At 67.8% G+C, this 5738-nt stretch carries 6 protein-coding genes; all 6 read left to right on the forward strand.

Going from position 1 to position 5738, the window contains the following annotated elements; translation table 11 throughout:
* Positions 1-239: 239 nt before the first annotated feature.
* Positions 240-914: a DUF6415 family natural product biosynthesis protein gene (locus VN520_RS38745; RefSeq protein ID WP_325751648.1), complete on the forward strand. Its 675-nt coding sequence runs from the start codon at positions 240-242 to the stop codon at positions 912-914.
* Between the two features lie 80 nt (positions 915-994).
* On the forward strand, positions 995-2851 hold the full coding sequence (locus tag VN520_RS38750; RefSeq protein ID WP_325751649.1) for a glycoside hydrolase family 15 protein: 1857 nt from the start codon (positions 995-997) through the stop codon (positions 2849-2851).
* Positions 2852-3086: 235 nt separating this feature from the next.
* Positions 3087-4439, forward strand: a complete 1353-nt coding sequence (locus tag VN520_RS38755) for a histidine kinase (protein ID WP_325751650.1) — start codon at positions 3087-3089, stop codon at positions 4437-4439.
* Positions 4432-4872, forward strand: a complete 441-nt coding sequence (locus VN520_RS38760) for a roadblock/LC7 domain-containing protein (RefSeq protein ID WP_325751651.1) — start codon at positions 4432-4434, stop codon at positions 4870-4872. The genes VN520_RS38755 and VN520_RS38760 overlap by 8 nt, the downstream gene beginning before the upstream one ends.
* Positions 4873-4898: 26 nt before the next feature.
* A complete protein-coding gene (locus VN520_RS38765; RefSeq protein WP_325751652.1) occupies positions 4899-5225 on the forward strand; it encodes a DUF742 domain-containing protein in 327 nt (108 codons plus the stop codon).
* Positions 5206-5738 (forward strand): GTP-binding protein (locus VN520_RS38770; protein ID WP_325751653.1); only part of this gene is annotated, 533 nt, incomplete at its 3' end. The genes VN520_RS38765 and VN520_RS38770, both read left to right, overlap by 20 nt.

The raw sequence follows: 5738 nt of genomic DNA on the forward strand, positions 1-5738 counted from the left end.
CTTCGCCACTTCGCCGTCCTCGCCCTCCGCCGACACCTCCAGCAGCGCGGGCAAACCACTCATATCTCCTACGGTTCGGCGCTGCCCCGACGATGAAGTGGCGAAGAAGTGGCCACCGTTCGGCGTACCAGTGCGCAGCGATTCACGGCACCGTGGGGTCATGCCGACAGCTCCCGTTCCGGACCTACGGAAGGAAAGGCGCGGCCAGCACCCGCCCGGCCCGACAGAGGAGTTCCGCGATGTCTCTCTTACCGGCAGCGTGCCCTTCCCGTAGCCTCTTCGGCCGCCGGGTGCGGGGGCGTAACGGTCAGCTGTCCCTGCGTCCGGCGGGCCGGCCGGGGCGCGATCCCTGGGTGGCCGCGGCCGAGACCGTCGCCCTGGTGTTGGAAGACGGCTCGCCTGTCCCTGAGACAGCTCAGGACATTGCGGATCTCCTCCACCGCCTTCGGGGGCACCTCGTCCAGCTGGGCGCCTCCTTGCCCTGCGGGAATCCCGCCCTGACAAAAGCCCGGCAGCTGAGCGAGGAACCTACGCATGAGGGATGTGAAACGTCCCTGGTGCACCTGAGGCGTTTGGCCGAGGCAACCCGCTGTCTCCTCACTGTCCATCCTTCGGAGGCGGCCCCCGTCAGGGCTTACGCCGCCAGAAGAGAGCAGAGGAGGACCAGCCTCAACACAGCGCGTCTTCTGGCGATCATCGTCGGGCTGATCGCCTTGTCCGCCGCTGCCTTTGCTTTCCAGGCGCGGCCGGCCGCAGCTTCCGGGCTGACCCTTGAGGGCGTTGCGTGGATCACGGCGATCACCGGCGCGATGGCCTGTCTTGTCGTCCTGGGCCCACGCCGCACCACGGAAAACACTCCCGCCCAGGAAGAGGCGGACGACGAATATCCGGCCATGCGCCCTGCGGGCCTCTGACCGCCCGCTCGCACCACCTCTTGCAGGCCGCCCCGGCCCACCGACCCTGAGACATCCCTGGCACTACGGAGTACCGACATATGACACGCCTCATTGAGCAGTACGGATTGATCGGCGATATGCAGACCAGTGCGCATGTCGGTGACCACGGCTCCATCGACTGGTTGTGCCTGCCCCACTTCGATTCACCGGCCTTCTTCACCGCCCTGCTCGGCACGGCGAAGCACGGCGCCTGGCAGATAGCCCCGGCTTCGGTCGTTGCTGACGCTGCCCCGGTTTCGGTTGCCGAGCGGCGGTATCGCGGCGATTCGCTCGTCCTTGAGTCGGTGTGGCACACGCCCCAGGGCACAGTCCGGGTCACCGACTTCATGCCCCCGCGTGAGGGTGCGCCCCAGGTGATCCGGATCGTCGAGGGGATCGTCGGCGAGGTGTCGATGACCTCGGTGTTCCGTCCTCGTCCCGGTTACGGCCGCATCAGTCCGTGGATCCACGAGGTGGACGGCCGGGTGATCGCCGAGGCCGGCGCGGACGCTTTGTGGCTGGACACCTCCATTCAGCAGGTGGAGAAGGACGGGGCGCTCGTCAGTACCTTCACCGTGGCCGAGGCCGAAAGCGTGGCGTTCGTACTGAGCTGGGCTCCCTCCTACGCACTGCCCCCGGAGGTCCCGGACCCGGACACGGCACTGGCCGAGACCCTCTCGTTCTGGCAGGACTGGAGCAGTCAGTGCTCCTACCAGGGGCCGTATCGCGAAGCGGTCGTCCGGTCGCTGATCACGCTGAAGGCGATGACGTACGCCCCCACCGGCGGAATCGTCGCAGCGCCGACCACGTCGCTGCCGGAGGCCATCGGCGGCAACCGGAACTGGGACTACCGCTACACCTGGCTGCGCGACGCTGCGACCACGTTGGCCGCCCTGCTGGCCACCGGATTCCAACAAGAAGCGCAGGCGTGGCGTCGCTGGCTGCTGCGGGCGGTCGCCGGTGATCCGGAGAACCTGCAGATCATGTACGGAATCAAAGGGGAGCGCGATCTGCCCGAGCGGGAACTGGGCTGGCTGCCCGGGTACGAGGGCTCCGGCCCGGTCCGTGTCGGAAACGGCGCGGCCAATCAGGTGCAGCTCGACGTGTACGGCGAGGTGATCGAGACGCTGTACCTCGCGCACGAAAGCGGTGTCGCCCACTGCGCGGACACCGCCCTCCTGCACCAGCGGCTTATCGAGCTCCTGTCGGAGCGCTGGCAGCAGCCTGATGAGGGGATCTGGGAGATCCGCGGCGATCGCCGGCACTTCGTGCATTCCAAGGTGATGGCATGGGTCGCCGTGGACCGGACGATTCGCCTGGCCGAGGCGGGTGCGCTCAGTGCCGACCTGGTAGCGCTGATGGAGCTGCGCGAGGCGATCCACCACGAGGTGTGCACCGAAGGTTTCGATCCGGTGCGCAACACCTTCACCCAGTCCTACGGATCCTCTGAACTGGATGCCGCCCTGCTGCTGATCCCCCGTACGGGGTTCTTGCCGGCGGACGATCCGCGTGTGGTGGGCACCGTAGCGGCGGTGCGCCGTGAGCTGGCGACGCCGCAGGGCCTGGTCCACCGCTACCCGACCGCTGGTGACGAGAAGGGTGTCGACGGGCTCACCGGCGACGAAGGCGCCTTCCTGCTGTGCTCGTTCTGGCTGGTCGACGCCCTCGCCCTCACGGGCCAGGTCGCCGAAGCCCGCACTCTGTTCGAGCGGCTGCTCGAACTGCGCAACGATCTGGGACTGCTCGCGGAGGAGTACGACCCGGTCGCCGGACGGCAGCTGGGCAACTATCCGCAGGCATTCAGCCATATCGGCCTGGTGGGCAGCGCGGCCTATCTGGACAACCTGGAGCGGGTCACAGCGCCTGTGATCTGGGATCCCGCTCCCCGTGTCGGATTTCGCGCGGGGGTGTCGTAGCCGTGTCGGATGCGACATGTGAGCGGAGTCGGCGAGACCTCCTGCGTGGTGGATGTACGGGTCTGCTGGCGACCGTGCGGGAGAGCTTCCGCCAGGTCCGATCCGGCGGCTCCCGCAGAGGCGGGCTGACTGCCTCGCCGGCGCCGCGTACCGCGTTGGGGCGCCAACACTTTCGCCGGTCCGGAGCACGACGCCTCCGACCGTATGCCTGTGAAACTCACTGCGAGGACCTTTCATGATCGACCCGCTCATCGCCATAACCGCCCTGTTCGGCGGTGGATTTGCCGCCACTGCGGTGGGTCTCGTCCGACAGAGCCAAACCAAGCGGACTTTGACTGCGAAGCTCGGTTCGCGAACGCGGGAACTCGCCGACGCCCGCCAGGTCATCGATGACTTGGACGCGGAGTCAAGGCACCTCGCGCAGGCGCGCCTGCCCGCTCTGGTCGATGCTGTTGCCCGCGGTCACCGTGGCGTGCAGGTGCCCGGTCTCAGCCTGGACCAGCTGACAGGCACACACCTCGATGGGTACCACCAGGCCGTGATGGGGCTGGTGGAGGAAGCCGTATCCCTCACGCAGGAGCGGATCGGGCTCGCTGCCCGGTCATCGGTGCGCGACGTGATGGACGAGACGCAGACGTTCCTGCACCGCTGTCAGATCAAGGCGATGGAGGAGATGGACCGGTACCCCACAGACACGGCCTTCCACCAGAGCCTGATGGATATCGACCATCTGGTCACCCGCGGACTGCACGCTCTGCAGCGCACGCGCATCCTCACCGGGTCCTGGCCCGGGCTGCAGCGGGCGGACTGCACGCTCCGGGAGGTCATCGAGTCCGCGCGCGGCCGCATCGACGCCTACCAGCGCGTGGACTACATCTACGAGCTCAGCACGGGAGAGGTGTGGCTGGAGGGCTGCAACGTCGAGCCGGTCACTGTCGCGCTCACTGAATTGCTGTCGAATGCGACCGCGTACTCGGAGGGTCAGGTCTCTGTCGCTGTCCAGCCGTCCCAGACCGGGTACTACATCTTCGTCGACGACCGCGGCCTGTCCATGAACATCTACCAGCGGCAGGAGGCCGCCCGGCTCCTTTCTCAGGGAACGGTCATCGACTTCACGACACTGCCGGACACCCTGCAGCTCGGCTTCCCGGTCATCGGGCGGCTCGCTGCGGAGTACGGCTTCAGCGTGGATGTCAGCAGCCCTTCGCCCTACGGCGGCGTGCGCGCTGTGCTGCTTGTCCCCCGTGCGCTTCTGGGCCGCGGTCCGACCGAGGAGGAGATCAACGCCGAGCGCGAGTCGGCCCTTCACGCCATCACCGGCCCCCCGATATCCACCCAGCCCCAGCAGGCAGCACCTACGGCGCCCGGCTTCGGCCCCGCGGCGACCGTGCGGCATTCCCCCGATGTTCCCGACCTGCCGCAGCGCCGTCGCCTCTCCCGCCGGGAAACCCCCAGCCCGCCGCCCGCGAGCGAGGAGACGCCGCTGGATGATCCCGAGGCTTTCTCGCGGGGCCTGGCCGATCTGGGACCGGCCATGCGCGAGAGCGAATTCCCCCCTCCCACCGAAGGAGAGCACCGACATGGCTGAAAATCAGTACCAGCAGCCCACCGCCGACTCCCACGACATGTCCTGGTTCCTGAACCAGATCGCCCGGGAGAAGGGGGTGCTGCATGCGCTCCTGCTGACCGACGACGGTCTGAAACTTGCCGTCTCCGAGGGCTTGGACTCGGCCGTGGCCGATCGCACGGCAGCCAGCGCGGCGGCGGCCTTCTCGGTTGGGAAGAGCATCGCGGAGTTCGCCTCCTGTGCCGGCACGAAACCCAAGAAGATCGTCTTTGATTTGGATGACACGTCCATCTTCATCTTCGGCGCAGGTCATGGCACTTCCGTGATCGTCTCCGTCACCCAGCACATGACCAGCAAAGAGGCTGTCACCGCGGCCAGTGCGGCGATCAAGGCCATTGCCGGGCTGCGGCCGGCGCTGTCGGCCCGGGCGCGGACCGCCCGCGGGACGACGTGACTCCCCGAGGCCGGCAGCGCGGGGGGATGGTTCGGCCCTACACGCCCACCGGAGGGCGGGCCATCCCCTCCCGCCGGACCCTGGACCTGGCCACGCTGCTGATCGCCGACGCCGACAAGCCACTGCACGGGCTCAACCCTCACGCTCACCGGGTGATGCAGCACTGCCTGCCCGGCCGGCTGTCCCTCGCCGAGGTCGCCGCCGATCTGCGCCTGCCCGGGGCCGTTACGGCGGTCCTGGTCGCCGACCTCGTCGACAGCGGCCACCTCATAAGCCGCTCCCCCGTGCCTGCCGCGCAGCAGCACGACCGCCACCTGCTGGAGAGGATCTTGCATGGGCTCAACAATCTCTGACGGCCGCTACCTGTCCCCCACAGTCGAGCATTCGGTGAAGGTCATCGTCCTGGGCCCCTTCGGTGTGGGCAAGACGACACTCGTGGGCGCCGTGTCCGAGATCCGCCCGGCGTCCACCGAGGAACACATGACGAAAGCCGGTGAGCTTGTCGATGACCTGCACGGCCTGGAGGACAAGAAGACCACCACCGTCGCCCTGGACTTCGGCCGCCTCACCCTGGCCTCCGACATCGTGCTCTACCTGTTCGGCGCACCGGGTCAGGCACGGTTCGCCGACATGGTCGAGGACCTGATGCTGGGTGCGCTGGGCGGTGTGGTCCTCGTCGATACCGCGCGCTTCACCGAGTCCTGGGAGGCCATCGGCCGTCTGGAGGAAGCCGGATTGCCCTACGTGGTCGCGGTCAACCACTTCCCCGGCTCCCCCGAATACAGCCCGGAGGCCCTGCGCAAGGCACTCGACCTCGATGAGATGACACCGCTCGTCGTGTGCGATGTGAGAGAGCTGCAGTCGGC

Source organism: Streptomyces sp. (genome assembly GCF_035563135.1).
Taxonomy (GTDB): Bacteria; Actinomycetota; Actinomycetes; order Streptomycetales; family Streptomycetaceae; genus Streptomyces.